The sequence below is a fragment of the Pseudomonas sp. GW822-FHT03F04 genome (assembly GCF_058801405.1).
In genome coordinates this window covers 215015-231993 of record NZ_JBXANF010000010.1, presented here as the reverse complement: position 1 = coordinate 231993, position 16979 = coordinate 215015, and the positions used below count along the sequence as shown (strand labels likewise).

At 59.7% G+C, this 16979-nt stretch carries 17 protein-coding genes; 11 read left to right on the top strand and 6 right to left on the bottom strand.

The features are described from left to right. Positions 1-263 precede the first annotated feature (263 nt). The gene (locus AC1RMX_RS23550) at positions 264-572 is read left to right on the top strand and encodes a hypothetical protein (protein WP_176504857.1); all 309 of its coding nucleotides are present in this window, start codon (positions 264-266) and stop codon (positions 570-572) included. Between the two features lie 41 nt (positions 573-613). On the opposite strand, the gene AC1RMX_RS23545 is transcribed toward AC1RMX_RS23550, so the two are convergent. Beyond that, positions 614-1840: a molybdopterin molybdotransferase MoeA gene (locus AC1RMX_RS23545; RefSeq protein ID WP_493073135.1), complete on the bottom strand. Its 1227-nt coding sequence runs from the start codon at positions 1838-1840 to the stop codon at positions 614-616. After that, the gene (moaB, locus tag AC1RMX_RS23540) at positions 1824-2363 is read right to left on the bottom strand and encodes a molybdenum cofactor biosynthesis protein B (protein ID WP_096821094.1); all 540 of its coding nucleotides are present in this window, start codon (positions 2361-2363) and stop codon (positions 1824-1826) included. Before moaB ends, AC1RMX_RS23545 begins: the two co-directional genes overlap by 17 nt. A gap of 81 nt (positions 2364-2444) precedes the next feature. On the opposite strand from moaB, the gene mobA reads away from it, so the two are divergent. Then, a complete protein-coding gene (gene mobA / locus AC1RMX_RS23535; RefSeq protein WP_102620434.1) occupies positions 2445-3047 on the top strand; it encodes a molybdenum cofactor guanylyltransferase MobA in 603 nt (200 codons plus the stop codon). A 78-nt stretch (positions 3048-3125) separates the two neighbouring features. Further along, the gene (locus AC1RMX_RS23530; RefSeq protein ID WP_085710733.1) at positions 3126-3347 is read left to right on the top strand and encodes a YgdI/YgdR family lipoprotein; all 222 of its coding nucleotides are present in this window, start codon (positions 3126-3128) and stop codon (positions 3345-3347) included. A gap of 74 nt (positions 3348-3421) precedes the next feature. On the opposite strand, the gene AC1RMX_RS23525 is transcribed toward AC1RMX_RS23530, so the two are convergent. The 3 genes from AC1RMX_RS23525 to AC1RMX_RS23515 all read right to left on the bottom strand — a co-directional run bounded on the left by AC1RMX_RS23525 (position 3422) and on the right by AC1RMX_RS23515 (position 5111). Next, positions 3422-4315: a pseudouridine synthase gene (locus tag AC1RMX_RS23525; protein ID WP_096821092.1), complete on the bottom strand. Its 894-nt coding sequence runs from the start codon at positions 4313-4315 to the stop codon at positions 3422-3424. Positions 4316-4384: 69 nt separating this feature from the next. Further along, positions 4385-4702, bottom strand: a complete 318-nt coding sequence (locus tag AC1RMX_RS23520; protein WP_085730606.1) for a transcriptional regulator — start codon at positions 4700-4702, stop codon at positions 4385-4387. A gap of 172 nt (positions 4703-4874) precedes the next feature. Next, positions 4875-5111 carry a glutaredoxin family protein gene (locus AC1RMX_RS23515; protein ID WP_007955734.1) on the bottom strand — a complete coding sequence of 79 codons (237 nt, stop codon included), beginning with the start codon at positions 5109-5111 and terminating at the stop codon, positions 4875-4877. A 202-nt stretch (positions 5112-5313) separates the two neighbouring features. Between AC1RMX_RS23515 and AC1RMX_RS23510 the strand changes: the two genes are divergently transcribed. After that, positions 5314-7026, top strand: coding sequence for a cation:proton antiporter (locus AC1RMX_RS23510; RefSeq protein ID WP_493066397.1), 1713 nt, complete (start codon positions 5314-5316; stop codon positions 7024-7026). Here the strand turns inward: AC1RMX_RS23510 and AC1RMX_RS23505 are convergent. Beyond that, the gene (locus AC1RMX_RS23505; protein WP_096821150.1) at positions 7023-8231 is read right to left on the bottom strand and encodes an ammonium transporter; all 1209 of its coding nucleotides are present in this window, start codon (positions 8229-8231) and stop codon (positions 7023-7025) included. The genes AC1RMX_RS23510 and AC1RMX_RS23505 overlap by 4 nt on opposite strands. 316 nt (positions 8232-8547) lie before the next feature. Here AC1RMX_RS23505 and AC1RMX_RS23500 point away from each other — a divergent pair, with 316 nt between their 5' ends. The 7 genes from AC1RMX_RS23500 to AC1RMX_RS23470 all read left to right on the top strand — a co-directional run bounded on the left by AC1RMX_RS23500 (position 8548) and on the right by AC1RMX_RS23470 (position 16944). Further along, a complete protein-coding gene (locus tag AC1RMX_RS23500; RefSeq protein WP_085710739.1) occupies positions 8548-8862 on the top strand; it encodes an ElaB/YgaM/YqjD family protein in 315 nt (104 codons plus the stop codon). Positions 8863-8864: 2 nt separating this feature from the next. After that, positions 8865-9251 (top strand): phage holin family protein, encoded by a 387-nt coding sequence (locus AC1RMX_RS23495; RefSeq protein WP_096821090.1) that lies wholly within the window; start codon positions 8865-8867, stop codon positions 9249-9251. Continuing rightward, positions 9248-9586, top strand: a complete 339-nt coding sequence (locus AC1RMX_RS23490) for a hypothetical protein (RefSeq protein ID WP_096821089.1) — start codon at positions 9248-9250, stop codon at positions 9584-9586. The genes AC1RMX_RS23495 and AC1RMX_RS23490 overlap by 4 nt, the downstream gene beginning before the upstream one ends. Positions 9587-9710: 124 nt before the next feature. Beyond that, complete coding sequence (locus tag AC1RMX_RS23485) at positions 9711-10874, top strand: EAL domain-containing protein (RefSeq protein ID WP_493073133.1); 1164 nt, start codon at positions 9711-9713, stop codon at positions 10872-10874. Positions 10875-10942: 68 nt separating this feature from the next. Then, positions 10943-12271: a deoxyguanosinetriphosphate triphosphohydrolase gene (locus tag AC1RMX_RS23480; RefSeq protein ID WP_096821087.1), complete on the top strand. Its 1329-nt coding sequence runs from the start codon at positions 10943-10945 to the stop codon at positions 12269-12271. A 393-nt stretch (positions 12272-12664) separates the two neighbouring features. Continuing rightward, complete coding sequence (locus tag AC1RMX_RS23475) at positions 12665-13291, top strand: response regulator (RefSeq protein WP_493073132.1); 627 nt, start codon at positions 12665-12667, stop codon at positions 13289-13291. Positions 13292-13299: 8 nt separating this feature from the next. Beyond that, positions 13300-16944, top strand: coding sequence for a transporter substrate-binding domain-containing protein (locus AC1RMX_RS23470; protein ID WP_493073131.1), 3645 nt, complete (start codon positions 13300-13302; stop codon positions 16942-16944). Positions 16945-16979: the final 35 nt, after the last annotated feature.

The window sequence follows — 16979 nt, the reverse complement described above, 5'->3', positions numbered from 1 at the left end:
CGCAAAAGAGCCGCCGCAATCCCAAGTATTTCCAGCGCCCCCCTTTCACGCGTCCTACAAGGCGGTATTTTTTCGTACGGAATGTAAGGAATCGGCTCAATTGACCCGTCCTGGCCATTGGTACACCGTGTGTCGGTGGCAACAATCTTCAACCCGATCACACAAGGATGTGCAGGTAATGAGTCAATACATCATCAGGACTTTCGATCATTCGAGTAGCCGTTTCTGCCGGCAGAAACTCATGGCAGCAGGCGGGAATCTGCATGCACAGCCATGAAGCAAGAATGCCATCGAGCCCGGTTGCTCCCCTCTCCGACAGTCGTGCCAGTCAAAGGGCCGAACTCAACAGCTGTGCCAAAAACACTGGAGAAACCGTTATGGAACCTCGTGTCACCGAGCTGGAAACCCACCTCAAATACATCCGCCGTGACATGGACGAAGTAAGAGGAGACGTCAAAGCCATCAAGCACCGTCTCGCCTACTCCGCAGGTGCCACAGCGGTGATTCTTGGATTGTTGGGCTGGGTTGCCAATAGTCGCTTCGATCAGCTCGTTGCACTGATCAGCCGCTGACGGACTGAAATGCAGGCCCACACGAGCCTGCATTTCAATGATCAGCCGAGAAGTTCACTCAGGGGAATGAAAGGCACCATATCTCCCTGGGTCAGGGTGCGCCCCTCCTGCACCTCCACCAATCCATCAGCCCAGGCGGCGCTACGCAGAACGCCCGAGCTCTGGTTTCGGTAGATCGTTGCCTGTCCCTGTTCCAGGCGCCCCCGCAGGAATTCACGCCGATTGCCGGCCTGGGGCCAGACGAAGCCAGCCGGGACTGGAAACTTGAGTGGCTCGACATCCTGCACACCCTGACGACGCAGCAGATAGGGCTTGGTCAACAAGGCAAACGTCACCAGGGTCGACGCCGGGTTGCCGGGCAGGCCGATGACCGGAACACCACGGAAATGACCAACAGTCAAAGGCTTCCCGGGTTTGATCGCCAGCTTCCACAGTGTCAGCTCACCCTCTTCCCTCAGCGCAACACCGAGGAAATCCGCTTCACCAACCGATACGCCACCGGTCGACAGTATCAGATCGGCCTCTTTGAGCTCCCCAAGACGTGCGCGGGTGGTGGGCAAGTCATCCGGAAGAATCCCGGCATCTAGCACTTCACAGCCCAAACGCTGCAGCCAGCTGCACAGCACCACCCGGTTGCTGTTGTAAATCTGTCCCGGGCCCAGTGCCGTTCCCGGTTCGACCAACTCATCGCCAGTGGACAGCACTGCCACGCGGATCTTGCGGACCACGTCAAGGCCGGCACAGCCCAAAGACGCGGCCAGCCCTTGCTCGATCGGACCGAGCCGGGTTCCCGCGGACAGGATCAACTCGCCCACGGTGGTTTCCTGCCCCTGCGGGCGGATGTTCTGTCCGGACACCATGGTCTCGATGAACCGCACTCGTTCGTCGGCCTCGATCACCGCGTTTTCCTGCATCTCGACGCAATCGGCGCCCGGCGGAACGGGTGCGCCCGTAAAGATGCGGGCGCAGGTGCCCGGCTCCAGCGGTTCAGGCGACTGGCCGGCAAAAATCTTCTGGCTGACCGGCATTGGCTCACCTGTCCAGTCGGCCAGGTTCAAGGCATAACCGTCCATGGCACTGTTGGGCCATGGCGGCAGATCCAGTGTCGAAACCAGATCCTGCGCCAACACGCGCCCCTCGACCTGCGCCAGTGACAGATATTCGGATTCGACAATCCGCGAGGCGTCAGCCATTTCCAGCAGACGCGCCAGGGCCACCTCGACCGGCATCAGGCTGCCGGTCTTGCCAGGCTTACCCGCGGGATTCACAGGGAGCCGCCTGTTTCAGATGAGGGACGAAATTGCACGGGCGGTGCCGCGAATCCAGTTGTTCAGCCAGGATGCCATCCCAACCGGTACGTACCGCGTTGGTCGAACCCGGCAGACAGCAGACCAGCGTACCGTTGGCCAACCCTGCCAGGGCACGGGACTGCACAGTGGAGGTGCCGATGTCGGCAACCGAAATCTGGCGGAACAGCTCACCAAAACCATCGACTTGTTTGTCCAGCAGGCACCCAACGGCTTCCGGCGTGCTGTCGCGCCCGGTGAAGCCAGTGCCCCCGGTGATCAGCACCACTTGCACGACGTCTTCGGCAATCCAGTGGGCGACTTGCGCACGGATTTTGTACAGGTCATCTTTGAGCAATACCCGCTCCGCCAGGTTGTGACCGGCTGCGGTCAAACGGTCGACGAAGACCTGGCCGGAGGTATCGGTTTCCAGAGTGCGGGTGTCGCTGACCGTCAGTACCGCGATATTGAGCGGTGCGAAAGGTACATCAGCCTTGGCTTTCATAGGCTCATCCAGTTGTAGGAGAAACAGCCCGGTGTTATATCACAGCGCCTCATTTTTTCGCCGAACCTGCGGAGAGTTGCCATGACTTCCAATACCCGATTGCCGCCCTGTTCCGTCCTGTTGCTGGCCGGTGGACGAGGCCAGCGCATGGGCGGTCAGGACAAGGGGCTGATCGAATGGCACGGGGAACCACTGATCGCTCATTTGCAGCGCAAGGTTCGTCCACTGACCGACGACCTGATCATTTCCTGCAACCGCAATCGCGAACGCTATGCACCCTTTGCCGATCAATTGGTCTCGGATGACGAGGAAGATTTTCCCGGACCATTGGCCGGTATTCGTGCAGGTTTGCGAGCTGCCCGCCATACGCATCTGCTGGTGTTGCCATGCGACGTACCGCGAATCGACCTTCCCTTGTTGCAGAGCATGCGCGAGGCCGCCAGCCTGCACCCTGAAAATCCTCTGATGCTGCGTCACGACGAGCACTGGGAACCGCTGCTTTGCGTGATTCCCGTGGCGCTTCTGCCCGCATTCGAAGAGGCTTGGCACGAGGGGGAGCGCAGCCCTGGCCGGCTCATGCGCAGCCTTGGCGCCCAGGCCCTGATTTGCCCGGACAACGACCCACGGCTGGCCAATCTCAATACCCCGGAACTGTTAAGCTCTCATAACACTGTGTCAGACTGACCGCGTTCAAGGAACTCTCACGCCTTGTATACGTCTACAAGCTCAGTAACCAAAAGAATTCCCTTCGGAGACAAACACATGACTCAACGGACTCTCGCCACTTTCATGCTCGCACTGGGCCTGGCCACCCTCGCCGGTTGCGCTTCGCCAACTGTGATCACCTTGAATGACGGTCGCGAAATCCAGGCCGTCGACTCGCCTAAATACGACAAGGATTCGGGCTTCTACGAATTCGAACAACTGGACGGCAAGCAGACTCGCATCAACAAAGATCAGGTTCGCACCGTTAAAGAGCTGTAAGCGACGCCAGATACAAAAAAGCCCGCATGATGCGGGCTTTTTCGTGGGCGGTAGAAAGTGGATTGCGCTATGGATCACCAGTCCAGCGTGATCCGGCTTTCAAATTCACGCGCCTGACCCGTGACCGGATCGATGAACCGCAAACCCTGCGCCAGAAGCTTGAGCGGTTTGGCGTAATCATCCTCAACGTCCTTCAGCACCTCGGGATAGAACGGATCGTTGCAGATGCTGGCGCCCAGCGACGTCATATGCACCCGCAACTGGTGTTTCTTGCCGGTCACCGGATACAGGCCGTAGCGCCAGAGGTCACCGTTCTTTTCCCGCACTTCCACTGCCGTTTCGGTGTTGCTGACACCTGGGCCTTCCTGCATACGGAAAAACGGCTCGCCATCGACCATGCGGCTCTTGTGCACCAATGGGAAATCCAGCCCCGGCAATGCAGCAGCGATGGCTTCGTAGCGTTTTTCGATTTGCCGTGTCGGGAACAATGACTGATACGCCGAGCGCGTCTGCGGATTGGCCGAAAAAATCACCAACCCGGCGGTGTGCCGGTCAATCCGGTGCAGCGGCACCAGGTGCGGGTTGTCCAGTCGGCGAATCAACCGGCGCAGCAGCGTTTGCTCCACGTACTCCCCCGCTGGCGTCACCGGCAGGAAATGGGGTTTGTCCGCGACAACCAGGTGCTCGTCCGCATAGAGAATCGACTCGAACACCGGAATCGGCTTTTCATCCGGCACTTCGCGAAAGTAATGGATGCGCAGGCCTTCCTTATACGGCAAGTCCAGCGCAATCGGCTGGCCTTCACCATCCAGCACCCGGCCTCGGGCAATCCGGTCCAGCCATTGATCGCGTCCGATGGCACTGAAGTGATCACACAGACAGTCGAACACTGTCCGCCAGTCGCCGGGAGGCAGATAAAGCGTGCTGGCCTGATTCTGTGCGGCGGAAAATGTAGATGTGCTGGACATACGGAGAACTCGAACCCTCAAGGCAGAGCGGCATTATCCAACACGGGACGCAGCAGACCTAGCGCAGAATCAGGCGGGAATCGATTTGAGGGCCGCCGCCTCAGTGAATTCCTTCAGCCAGCGCAATACATCGACGGCCTCCCAGCGGCCCGGATCGTACAAGGCGTACAACAAGCCCTGATAACCCACCACATCCAGTTGCTTGTGATATCCGGCGCGCTGGAACAACGCCTCGATCTCGGCAAAACAGGTATTGAAATGCAGCTTGTTGAACGGCGTCTTGCCTTCCGTGACCAGACCGTCCAGGCGCAATTCGTGGACGGCTTCGCGCACCACGTCAACCGACATCCGGTTCACGCTGCTTTTCAACTGTTCGACATTGACCACGGTTCATCCCTCTGACGTCCTGGCTGCCCTGCCTGATGCCCCAAAAGGACACAGCACGACGAGCCCACTCAATTACTGTATGAACATACAGTAACCGAATAAACCCGAGAGTGCCAAGGATCGATGACCGTCGCGATGAATGGCCAGGTCGGAACAACGTCGAGGGAAAAGGCTAACGCAGGAATGCCACAACCTGATCGGCGCTGAACGGCCACCCCAGCTCCGCCCCGGTATCGACCCGGCGCAGCACAGGAATCCGCAGACTGTAGGCCTCGAACCAGGACTCATCGTCAGCAATGTCCACCAGTTCCACCAGCAGGCCATGCTCGACAAACGGCATCAGTTCGGCTTCAGCGACTTCACACAGATGGCACCCCAGGGTGCCGAACAACTGGCATTCAGGAAGCATGCGCGTTCAATCCCAAAATTTGATTGGCCATTTTAGGCCTCACCTGTGAACCCGTCGACCCATCAAAGGCTTCAAGCCCTCGAGCAGGTTTATCCTCGCAAAACCCTGACTCAAATCAGCCCGCACAAATGCGTTTTCCAGCATGCTCCAGTGTTTTTTGCCTCTACGCTTGAAGAGCCTGACCCTGCCGCCGGAGTGTTTTGTGTTTGCCAACCTGTTGATCATTCTTGCCTCGTCCCTGGTGATGATTGCCCTGTTCCGCCGCCTGCGCCTGCCGCCAGTGCTGGGCTACCTGTGCGTCGGACTGATGGTCGGACCGAAGGCGTTCGACTGGATCAACGAGAGTGAACACTTGCCGGACCTTGCCGAGCTGGGTGTGGTGTTTCTGCTGTTTTCGCTGGGGCTGGAATTCTCCCTGTCGAAAATGATTGCGCTGCGCCAGGTGGTTTTCCGTCTGGGCAGCCAACAGGTGCTGATCAGCACAGCGCTGCTGGGAAGTATGCTGATGCTGCTGGGCATGCCCCTCACCCCGGCGCTGCTGCTCGGCGCGGGGCTTTCGCTTTCATCCACGGCGATCGTCACCAAGGAACTGGGCAGCCTCGGCGAAATCTTCAGCAGCCACGGCCAGAACGCCGTGGGGGTCCTGTTGTTTCAGGATGTGGTGGCCGTGTTGTTGCTGACGCTGGTACCCGTCTTCGCCGGTAGCAGCGATCAGGCCTGGTATTGGGCGTTGCCGCTGACACTGCTCAAGACGGTTGTGCTGTTCATCGGCTTGCTGCTGGCCAGTCGCTGGCTGTTGCCACGTCTGTTTCAGGAGGTGGCGGCCTCGCGTTCGGCCGAGCTGTTCGTGCTGCTGGCGCTGGTGATCGTGTTGCTCACGGCATGGCTGACTCACCTGCTCGGCCTGTCCCCTGCCCTCGGCGCCTTCCTGGCCGGCATGCTGCTGGGGGAAAGTCATTATCGGCATCAGATCGAAGCCGATATCCGGCCGTTCCGCGACATCCTGCTCGGCCTGTTCTTCGTCAGCATCGGCATGCTGATCGACCTGCAACTGTTCGCCAGCCACAGCCTGCTGATACTCGCCATGACCCTGGGTTTGCTGGTGATCAAGGGTTCAGTGGTGGCGCTGCTGGTGAAATGGCGCGGCAACGACAATGAAACCGCGTGGCGCAGCGGCCTGGCACTGGCTCAGGGCGGCGAGTTCTGTTTCGCCCTGATGGCGCAGATGCAGCAAAACCAGCTGATGCCCGCCGAACTCGGCGCGCTGCTCCTCGCTGCTACATTCTGCTCGATGCTGCTGACGCCGCTGATGTTGCGTGCAGCACCGCGTATCGCCGCCGCCCTGCACCGCAAACCCAATCAGGAAGCACAGATCGAACACATCAGCGCCCTCAATGCCGGCCTCGATCAGCATGTGGTGATCTGCGGTTACGGTCGTGTCGGTCAGTCGATCGGACGCTTCATGCGCAATGCCGGGCAACCTTACATCGCCCTGGATAACGACCCCGTACGTATACAGGAGGCCGCCACCGTCGAACGCGACGTGCATTACGGCGACTCGGCACGCGGCGACCTGCTGACTGCCGTCGGTTTGCTGCGCGCCAGGCTGCTGGTGATTGCCGTGGATAAAAGCGATGTGGCGTTGCGGGTGCTCAAGGAAGCCCGGCGACTCAACTCGAAGGTGCCGATTCTGGTGCGCACCCGCGATGACAGTCAGTGGGCCGAACTGAAAGCCGCCGGCGCCAGCGAAGTGGTGCCGGAGCTGTTGGAATCAAGCCTGATGCTCGCGTCCCATGCCTTGATTCTGCTCGGTCTGCCGGCACACCAGGTGCAGGAGAAAGTCGATCGGGTGCGCATCGACCGCTATCGCCTGCTGCATGGCTTCTACCCGGGTGCCGAAGATGAAGAGACTTAGTCCTGACTTACCGCGCCAATCTTGTGCAGCGACAGATCAGCGCCGTAATACTCCTGTTCCTGACTCAGGCGCAGACCATGCAGCGCCTTGATCGAACCGTAGACGGCGAAGCCACCGACCAGCGCCACCAACACGCCCAACGCCGTGCCGATCAACTGGCTGATCAGGCTGACGCCACCGAGCCCGCCCAACGCGGTCGAGCCGAAGATCCCGCAGGCGATGCCACCCCACACGCCACACAAGCCGTGCAGCGGCCAGACACCCAGCACGTCGTCGATCCGCCATTTGACCTGCGCCGCCGTGAAGCACCAGACAAACAGGGCGCCCGCAATCGCACCGGTCACCAGCGCGCCCACCGGGTGCATCAGGTCGGAGCCGGCACACACCGCCACCAGACCGGCCAACGGGCCGTTGTGCAGAAAGCCCGGGTCATTGCGCCCGACGATCAACGCCGCCACGGTACCGCCCACCATCGCCATCAACGAATTGACCGCCACCAGACCACTGACACCCTGCAAGGTTTGCGCGCTCATCACGTTGAAGCCGAACCAGCCGACGATCAGGATCCACGATCCCAGCGCCAGAAACGGAATGCTCGACGGTGCGAATGCCACCAGCCGGCCATCGCGATAGCGGCCATTACGCGGGCCGAGCAACAGCACCGCCGCCAGCGCCAGCCAGCCTCCCATGGCGTGAACCACCACGGAACCGGCGAAGTCATGGAAGGATGCACCAAACCGCGCCGCCAGCCAGGCTTGCAGACCGAAGTTGCCGTTCCAGATCATGCCCTCGAAAAACGGATAGATGAACGCCACGATCAGCGCCGTCGCGCACAATTGCGGAACGAACCGTGCCCGCTCGGCGATGCCTCCGGAAATGATCGCCGGAATCGCTGCCGCAAAGGTCAGCAGGAAGAAAAACTTCACCAGCCCGTAACCATGATCGGCGCTGAGCACCGCCGCCGGTTGCAGGAACGTCACCCCGTACGAAATCCAATAGCCTATAAAGAAATAGGCCAGCGTCGACACCGCGAAGTCGCTGAGGATCTTCGACAAGGCGTTGACCTGATTCTTTTGGCGAACCGTTCCGACCTCCAGAAAGGCGAAACCGGCGTGCATGGCCAACACCATGACCGCACCGATCAGAATGAACAACGTGTTGGAACTATGAACGAGCGTATCCACAGCGCTTTGCAGATTTTCCATGAAGAGGCAGACCCAAGGCTGAAAAAGGCACCAAAGCGGTTCATGCAGACATTTCATGCACCAAGTTGCGACCGCGCAGTCACCGATCCACTGGTCCGGCGAACCGCTTTGGCGCACAAGGTCGATGTCCTGATATGAACCCGTGTCATCCGGGCTATGATTTCCCGGCTTCGCGCCCGGCAACAGCGCACTGCTGTCCGGTGACGCACCACGACACAGCAAAAGATGTACCAGTCATTTGTACTGAACCTTCACACAAGGCTCATACTCGAAAGTTTCAGAAGCCGTTTCAGACAGCCACTTACGGAGATTCCCCATGGCCAGCACCAAGGCAAAGACTGCTCAAGAAATCCTGATGAACGACTTCCAGACCCTGGTCAGCGACACCGAACGGTTGCTGGAACACACCGCCACGCTGGCCGGTGATCAGGCGGATGAGTTGCGCGAACAGATCCACGAAAGTCTGCTGCGCGCACGGGAAACCCTGAAACTGACCGAAGACACCCTGCGCGAGCGCGGTCAGGCAGCGGTCACCGCCACCGAAGATTATGTGTCGGCCAACCCGTGGCAATCGGTGGGTATCGCGGCGGGCGTAGGCTTTCTGATTGGCCTGCTGGCCACGCGGCGCTGATCATGTCGATCGGTGAATCCGGCCCGACTTCGGGCACCACTTCCTCCACGCGGCGCCTGGGCGCAGCCGTCCTTGGTCTGTTGCACAGTCATGTCGAACTGTTCGGCATCGAACTGCAGGAGCAGAAGGCACGCACCGTCAGCCTGTTGCTGTTTGCAGGCCTGGCGCTGGTGTTTGCATTGCTGTTGCTGGTCGGCCTGTCGACCCTCGTCCTGATCGTGTTCTGGGACACGTATCGTCTCGCCGCGATCATCGGCCTGTGCGTGTTCTACACCCTGGCGGCGATCTTCTGCGCGCTGCGTCTCAAGGCTGCGATCTTCGATGAATCCTCGCCCTTCCACGGCACCCTGGAAGAACTGGCCAACGACCGGGAGCGCCTGCTGCCATGAGCCTGCCTGAACTTCCGCAAAACAGCTCGCGCCAGGAAATGCGCAAGGCCCTGATCCGTCTGCGCATGGAAATGCATCGTCAGGAAATCCGTCACGAAGCCGGCCAGGTCCTGCAACCCTTGCAACGCATGCGTGGCATGACGCAAAACCTGCAGGACGGTTTCGGCATCAAGCACGCGCCGTTGTGGGGCGTGGCGGCCGTGACGCTGCTGGGCTTCCTCACCGGCAAAGGTGCCAAGAGTGGAGGCGTCGGCGGTCTGAGTCGGTTGATCCGTCTCGGCACCAGCCTTGCTCCGCTGATCAAACTGGTCATGCAGAACACCAGCAAGCGCTGAGCTGCACATCTGGCTGCATTCTTGCAGTGCTGGCGGGATTGAATCTCTTCATCCGGAGATTCAATCCCGCTCGTCTATCCGGCCGGCAGGATCCCACCCGAACAACAACGACCAAGGAGGCCCCGTGATCGACGGGCAACCGCTCGCCTGCTTTCAGCCTTTCATCGATACCGCCACCGGACGCATTGCAGGCGTCGAAGCGCTGGGCCGTCTGCGCCAGGCGCAAGGGCAACTGACATCGGTCGGGCCGCTGTTCGCCGATCCACGAACGCCAGCCACCGCGTTGCGCCGCCTCGACCGGCAGGTTCGCGACAATGCGCTGAGCCGATTGCACGAAGCGCCACCGGACTGGTTTCTCAGCCTGAACATGTCGCCGCGCTGGATCAGCCGTCTGCGCGCCGACCAGGCGCTGCCGAGCCTCAAACAACTCGCCCGGCATGGCGTCGACCCGCAGCGGATTGTCTTCGAGATCACCGAGCTCGGCGGCAACAGTCAGCGCCTGTCTGAAGTGGTCGCGCGCTATCGCGATGCCGGGGCGCGAATCGCCATCGACGATTTCGGCGCTGGATACTCACAACTTGATCGTGTGCTCGCATTGCAACCGGACATCCTCAAGCTCGACATGCGCCTGTTCCAGGCCGCCGCACTCGGTGGGCCCAGCAGTGATGTGGTCAAGGCGCTGGCACAGATGGCCGAAAAAACCGGCTGCTGGATCATCGCTGAAGGCGTGGAGACCGAAGCGCAGCTGAATTTCGCGCTGGAGTGCGGCTCGCGTTACGTGCAGGGTTTTCTGTTCGCCCGGGCGCAGGAGGCTTTCTTTGCGACGGATGCGTTCGTCCAGCGCTTCGCTGAACTGCGCCAGGCCTATGTGAAGCAGAAGCTCACTGAGCGCGGCAAGTTGATGTCGATGCGCCAACAGCTCGGCGAGTTGATGACAATCCTGCAGACCTGGGCTCAGGCTCACGCGCCGCTCAGTGCCTTGCCGCAACTCGATGCCTTTCCGTGGTTGCTGCGGTTTTATCAGTGCGACCGCCAGGGCACGCAACTGACCCCGAATCTGGAATGGCGCCAAAGCGGCTGGGTCGCCGACAACCGCTACCTGGGCCACAACTGGTCGTGGCGCCCCTACTTCTACCACCTGCTGGCCGAAGGCTGGGAAGAACGGCGGCTGACGCTTTCCAACACCTACCGCGATGCCACCAGCAACCAGTATTGCCTGACCGCCGGGCAATTCTTCGACAATGGCGAACGCCTGCTGTTGATCGACATTGACGCTGCCGGACTGTAGTTGCGCTTGCAGACACTCGCTCGAACCGGGAAGCTAGGGCACCAGTCACCCGACGGAGAGAATCAGCCTTGGATTGGCAAACCCTGCTCAACCGCGAACGTCTCGGCAAGCCGCTGCACAGTCCGCAGGAACTCGGCCGCAGCCCGTTCCACAAAGACCATGACCGCATCATTTTTTCTGGCGCCTTTCGCCGCCTCGGCCGCAAGACCCAAGTGCACCCTGTGTCGAGCAACGACCACATCCACACGCGTCTGACCCATTCGCTGGAAGTCAGTTGCGTCGGTCGTTCGCTGGGCATGCGCGTCGGTGAAACCCTGCGCCGCGATCTGCCCGAGTGGTGCGAGCCGAGCGATCTGGGCATGGTCGTTCAGTCCGCCTGCCTGGCCCACGACATCGGTAACCCGCCGTTTGGCCATTCCGGCGAAGACGCCATTCGTCACTGGTTCCAGCAGGCTGCCGGGCGCGGCTGGCTGGATGCGATGAGTGACGCCGAGCGCGGTGACTTCCTGAATTTCGAGGGCAATGCCCAAGGCTTCCGGGTCCTCACGCAACTGGAATATCACCAGTTCGACGGCGGCACCCGGTTGACCTATGCAACCCTCGGCACCTATCTGAAGTACCCGTGGACCGCGCGTCACGCCGACTCCCTCGGCTACAAGAAACACAAGTTCGGTTGTTATCAGAGCGAGTTGCCACTGCTGGAACAGATCGCCCACAAACTGGGCCTGCCGCAACTCGAAGAGCAGCGCTGGGCACGTCATCCGCTGGTGTATCTGATGGAGGCCGCAGATGACATCTGCTATGCGCTGATCGATCTGGAAGATGGCCTGGAGATGGAGCTGCTGGACTACGCCGAGGTCGAGTCGCTGCTGCTGGGTCTGGTCGGCGACGATCTGCCGGAAACCTATCGCCTGCTGGGCCCTCAGGATTCGCGCCGGCGCAAACTGGCGATCCTGCGGGGCAAGGCCATCGAGCACCTGACCAACGCCGCCGCCCGGGCCTTCGTCGAGCAACAGGACGCACTGCTGGCGGGTACGCTGCACGGGGACCTCGTGGAGCACATGCATGGCCCGGCCAAACGTTGCGTCTTGAACGCCAAGGACATCGCCCGCCGAAAGATCTTCCAGGACAAGCGCAAGACGCTGCACGAGATTGGTGCCTACACGACACTGGAAATTCTGCTCAACGCGTTCTGCGGCGCGGCCCTGGAACAGCACAACGGCCGTACGCCGTCGTTCAAGAGCCGCAGAATCCTCGACTTGCTGGGCAACAATGCACCGGATCCGCACGGCCCGTTGCACGCATCGTTCCTGCGCATGATCGACTTCATCGCGGGCATGACTGACAGTTACGCCAGCGACATGGCCCAGGAAATGACAGGCCGCTCCAGCCAATGATGCCTCGTGCTCCGACCGGTCAGGCGCTGATCGGTCGGGCGCACGCATCACACAAGACAGAATTCAGGACAGGGTCTGTTGCAGGTTCCGATTTTTCTTTATATGCATCGTCCAAATATCGAAAAGAATCACTGAAACAAAAAACCGAAGCCCCTTAATATCCGATAAATATTAAACAGCCAGACCTTTCAATAACGCACGGCGCTCCATTGACGAGACTCAATTAACGCCCCACTCCCTCTACCTACGCCAAAACTAGTTCACGCGTAGTCTCATTCTTCTTTATATGTAGGAATAATCCTAGATTGCCACTGAGGCACTGTCGGTTCATGCGACCGCTCATCCATCTGAGCTAAGGTGCGCCCTTTATTCGCGCTCGCATGGGACTTTATTATGAACTCCGTTTTTATCGTCGATGATCATCCGGTTATCCGTCTTGCCGTTCGAATGCTATTGGAACATGAAGGCTACAAAGTCGTCGGTGAAACCGATAACGGGGTCGATGCCATGCAAATGGTCCGCGAATGCGCGCCTGACCTGATCATCCTCGACATCAGTATTCCGAAGCTGGACGGCCTGGAAGTCCTTGCCCGCTTCAATGCCATGAGTTCGCCGTTCAAAACACTGGTCCTGACCGCACAGTGCCCGACACTGTTCGGCATTCGTTGCATGCAGTCCGGCGCGTCGGGTTATGTCTGCAAACAGGAAGACCTCAGTGAACTGGTCAGTGCCATCAAGGCTGTTCTATCCGGTTACAACTACTTTCCCAGTCAGGCGCTGAACCCGGTTCGCAGCGATGATGTCCGTTACACGGAACTGGAACTATTCAAAGCCGTCAACGACCGGGAATTAATGGTATTGCAACTATTTGCCCAAGGTCGCACAAACAAGGAAATTGCCAAAGGCATGTTCCTCAGCAACAAGAGCGTCAGCACTTATAAAAAACGCCTGATGCAGAAACTCAAAGCCAAGTCCCTTGTAGAACTTATCGAAATGGCCAAACGTAACGCACTCGTGTGAGAGCCAACATGCCCAGTCGCTTGAAAACCTGCCTGATTGTATTGAGTGCATGCCTTGGTTTAAGTGCTCATGCAACAGCCACGCCCGTCACTTCACAAGACCTGGCCCTGCTCAGTCGTTCGTCCGACAAGTTGCTGCCGGTCCTGCTTGAACATTCGCAACGGGACTGGTTGCACAATCGCAATGAGTTGATTCTGGGCACGTCCGCTCCCGACTATCCGCCTTTTGACATGACCGCCAGTGGCCGCGACTACGAAGGTTTCACGGCCGATTATGCCGGGCTCATTGGCCAGACAACCCGTCTGCCGGTCAAGGTCAAGCGCTTTGCCACACGGGACGCCGCGATACGGGCATTGATCGATGGCAGCATCGACATGCTCGGTACGTCCAACGGACTGGAGGCGGAAAACGCCGACATCGTGCTGTCCAGCCCTTACGCCATCGATCAACCGGTACTGGTCACCCGCGTCGGTGAAACCCGCTCACTGACCGATGGCCTGGCCGGCCTGCGGCTGAGCATGCTGTATCACTATCTGCCGCTGGACGAGGTCAAGGCCCTGTATCCCAAGGCCCTCATCACGTCCTATCCGTCGTACCAGAACGCAATCAACGCGGTCGCTTTCGATCAGGCGGACGTGTTTCTCGGCGACACCATTTCCACCCACTACATGATCAGCAAGGGTTATCTGAACAACATCCGCATGGCCAATTTCGGCAAGCACGAGGCCCACGGTTTCAGCTTTGCCGTTCGCCGCGACAATCCTCAACTGCTGGGTATCATCGATAGCGTGCTCAAGGCTGTCCCGGGCAGCGAGCGGGAAAACATCGCCAAACGCTGGAGTGCCGGCAGCGATACCTTGCTGACCGATCAGAAACTGCAACTGACCCATCGTGAAGAACAATGGCTGAAAAAACACCCGGTGGTGAGCGTGGTCGTCAACGAGGCCTTTGCGCCCCTGAGCTTCTTTGATACCGATGGCAACTTTCGCGGCATCAGCGCCGACCTGCTCGAACTCATCCGCTTGCGCACCGGCCTGCGCTTCGAAGTCCGCCGCAGCCGCAGCGATGCCGAGATGATCAAGCAGATAGAAAACCATCAGGCCGACTTGATCGCCGCCCTGCTGCCAACCGCCCTGCGCGAGGAAACGCTCAAGTTCAGCCGCCCCTACCTTGAAAACTCCTACGTCCTGCTGACTCGAAAGGCTGCCGACAGTCCGACGCACCTGGGCCAGCTCAAGCGCAAGCGTCTGGCCATCGCCCAGGGCAACCCGATGATCGAGTACCTGCGCCGCGAGTTTCCTTACATCCAGTTGATCGAAACCCCGGACACCTTCAGTGCGGTGGCATTGCTCGACGAAGGTCAGGTCGAGGGCGCGGTGAACTCGCTGGTGATCGCCAACTATTTCATCGCCTCACACATCTTCGAGCAGCCCTTGCAGATCACCACCACCATCGGCACACGGCAGGCAGCCTTTTCCCTGGCAACCGCCCGGGACAACACGGAACTGGGCTCGATCATCGACAAGACGCTGATGAGCATAACGCCCGAAGAACTGGGCATCATCAACGGTCGCTGGCGGGGCTACTCCAGCCTTTCGCAAGGCACCTGGCATCAGTATCGACGCCTGTTCTATCAGGTGATCGGGGGCGCCAGCCTGCTCTTGCTGCTGTCGATGCTCTGGAATGCCTACATGCGTCGCCAGATCAAACAGCGCCAATCGGCCGAACGCGCCTTGAATGATCAACTGGAGTTCATGCGTTCGCTGGTCAATGGCACGCCCCACCCGATCTATGTGCGAGATCGACAGGGCCTGCTGCAAAGCTGCAACGACAGCTATCTCGAAGCCTTCAATGCCCGGCGCGAAGACGTCATCGGCAAGAATGTAATGGAAGGCGCCCTGAGCAATGCCTTCGAAGCCCGCGCCTATCAGGCCGACTATCAACGGGTGGTCACCGAGGGCAGGCCGCTGGTGCTCGACCGGCCGTTGCATATCGGCAACCGGCGCCTGACGATTTATCACTGGATCCTGCCTTACCGCGACTCCGGCGGCGATGTCCAGGGGATCATCGGCGGCTGGATCGACATCAGTGAACGTCACGAGCTGCTCGACGAACTTCGTGCTGCCAAGGAACGCGCGGATGATGCCAACCGGGCCAAGAGTACTTTCCTGGCGACCATGAGCCACGAAATACGTACACCGATGAACGCGGTCATCGGCATGCTCGAACTGACCCTCAAGCGCATGGACAAAGTGCATCCGGACCGCTCCAGCATCGAAACCGCCTACAGTTCGGCCAAGGATCTGCTGGGGCTGATCGGCGACATTCTGGATATCGCCCGGATCGAGTCCGGGCGCCTGAGCCTGAGCCCCGAGCGGGTCAACCTTATCGAAACCATCACCTCGGTCGTCAGGATCTTCGAAGGCCTGGCCCGGCAGAAACGGCTGACGCTGGTGGTGAACGTCTCCCCTCCCGAACTCAACGTCGACGTACACCTGGATCCCTTGCGCTTCAAACAGGTGCTGTCGAACCTGATCAGCAATGCCATCAAGTTCACCGAAAAAGGCCAGATCAGGATCACGCTGGAACTGCTGGCCAGCGATGTTCCCGATGTCTCGCAGGTACAACTGACGGTTCAGGACAGCGGCATCGGCATCTCTGCCGAGGATCAGCAACGGCTGTTCGAACCTTTCGCCCAGGCCTGCCAAGGCAGGGATCGGGCAATCAGTGGCGCCGGGCTGGGACTGGTCATCAGCCGCAGCCTGTGCGAGATGATGGGAGGTCAGTTGCAATTGAGTAGCCAGCCCGGGATCGGTACACAGGTAAGTGTGTCGCTGCCGCTGGCTATCCTGCCCGCGGAAGTGACAGGCCGAAAACACGAACCGCAGATCCAGACCGCCCTTGCCCCGCTGAACGTTCTGGTGGTCGACGATCATCCGGCCAATCGCCTGCTGATGTGTCAGCAACTCGAGTTCCTGGGGCACCACTTCAGCATCGCCGAAGAAGGCCAGAGCGCATTGGAACAATGGAAAAACGGTGCATTCGATCTGGTCATCGCCGATTGCAACATGCCCGTCATGAATGGCTATGAACTGACCCGAGCGATCCGGCGCCACGAAAAACTCACGCAGCGCCCCACCTGCACCGTGCTGGGGTTTACCGCCAATGCCCAACCGGAAGAGGTGCTTCGCTGCAAGCAGGCCGGCATGAACGAGTGCCTGTTCAAACCACTGAGCCTGAGTGCCTTGAGCCAATGGGTCGACAGTGTCCGGCCAGCGCTCATTTCGCCTGCGTTCAATCTGCAAGGGTTGCACGCCCTGACAGGAGGAAACCCCGCTCAGACCCGCCGACTGCTGACCGAACTGCTCAACAGCAGTCGGCTTGACCGTCAGGATCTGCTGGCGTTGTCCCCGGGGCGGGATCACCAGGCTCTGGCCGAGATGGCGCACAAGATCAAAGGCGCCGCGCGCATTGCCCAGGCGTCACGCCTGATCGACAGTTGCGACGCTCTGGAACAGGCCTGCCTGCAAGCGTTGCCGGTGGACGAGATCAAACGCCGCTGCAAGGCGAGCAGCTTCGCCATCCTTGAACTGGAGAAGGCACTGGAGCAACAACTGACGCTGACCGACCAGAGCAGAATGACCGGGCCTTAACTATGCTTGGGCGCTGAGCAGTGTGTTTACCAACA

Coding starts and splice junctions, on each gene's coding strand:
- AC1RMX_RS23550 (WP_176504857.1), top strand. CDS start 264: ATGCACAGCCATGAAGCAAGAATGCCATCGAGCCCGGTTGCTCCCCTC.
- moaB (WP_096821094.1), bottom strand. CDS start 2,363: ATGAAAGCCAAGGCTGATGTACCTTTCGCACCGCTCAATATCGCGGTA.
- mobA (WP_102620434.1), top strand. CDS start 2,445: ATGACTTCCAATACCCGATTGCCGCCCTGTTCCGTCCTGTTGCTGGCC.
- AC1RMX_RS23530 (WP_085710733.1), top strand. CDS start 3,126: ATGACTCAACGGACTCTCGCCACTTTCATGCTCGCACTGGGCCTGGCC.
- AC1RMX_RS23525 (WP_096821092.1), bottom strand. CDS start 4,315: ATGTCCAGCACATCTACATTTTCCGCCGCACAGAATCAGGCCAGCACG.
- AC1RMX_RS23515 (WP_007955734.1), bottom strand. CDS start 5,111: ATGCTTCCTGAATGCCAGTTGTTCGGCACCCTGGGGTGCCATCTGTGT.
- AC1RMX_RS23505 (WP_096821150.1), bottom strand. CDS start 8,231: ATGGAAAATCTGCAAAGCGCTGTGGATACGCTCGTTCATAGTTCCAAC.
- AC1RMX_RS23500 (WP_085710739.1), top strand. CDS start 8,548: ATGGCCAGCACCAAGGCAAAGACTGCTCAAGAAATCCTGATGAACGAC.
- AC1RMX_RS23495 (WP_096821090.1), top strand. CDS start 8,865: ATGTCGATCGGTGAATCCGGCCCGACTTCGGGCACCACTTCCTCCACG.
- AC1RMX_RS23490 (WP_096821089.1), top strand. CDS start 9,248: ATGAGCCTGCCTGAACTTCCGCAAAACAGCTCGCGCCAGGAAATGCGC.
- AC1RMX_RS23475 (WP_493073132.1), top strand. CDS start 12,665: ATGAACTCCGTTTTTATCGTCGATGATCATCCGGTTATCCGTCTTGCC.
- AC1RMX_RS23470 (WP_493073131.1), top strand. CDS start 13,300: ATGCCCAGTCGCTTGAAAACCTGCCTGATTGTATTGAGTGCATGCCTT.